The sequence below is a fragment of the Psychromonas arctica genome (assembly GCF_038155225.1).
GTDB classification, from domain to species: domain Bacteria; phylum Pseudomonadota; class Gammaproteobacteria; order Enterobacterales; family Psychromonadaceae; genus Psychromonas; species Psychromonas arctica_B.
Genome location: NZ_JBAKBA010000111.1, coordinates 1 through 456, shown reverse-complemented (window position 1 = coordinate 456; position 456 = coordinate 1). Strand labels below are relative to the sequence as shown.

Below are 456 nucleotides of genomic sequence, written 5' to 3'. Positions count from 1 at the left end.
GCCCAGTTAAGACTCGGTTTCCCTACGGCTCCCCTAAACGGTTAACCTTGCTACTAAAATTAAGTCGTTGACCCATTATACAAAAGGTACGCAGTCACGGAATAAATCCGCTCCTACTGCTTGTACGTACACGGTTTCAGGTTCTATTTCACTCCCCTCACAGGGGTTCTTTTCGCCTTTCCCTCACGGTACTGGTTCACTATCGGTCAATTAGGAGTATTTAGCCTTGGAGGATGGTCCCCCCATATTCAAACAGGATTTCTCGTGTCCCGTCTTACTCGTTTTCACTATAAAGAAGTTTTTGTGTACAGGACTATCACCTTGTACCGTTGCACTTTCCAGAGCATTCCACTAACTTTTAAACAGCTTAAGGGCTGTTCCGATTTCGCTCGCCGCTACTGTCGGAATCTCGGTTGATTTCTTTTCCTAAGGGTACTTAGATGTTTCAGTTCCCCT

General features: G+C 45.6%; 1 rRNA gene. It reads right to left on the bottom strand.

The annotated features are described in order from the left end of the window. Positions 1-456 (bottom strand): 23S ribosomal RNA (locus V6255_RS18010); the annotation flags it as partial.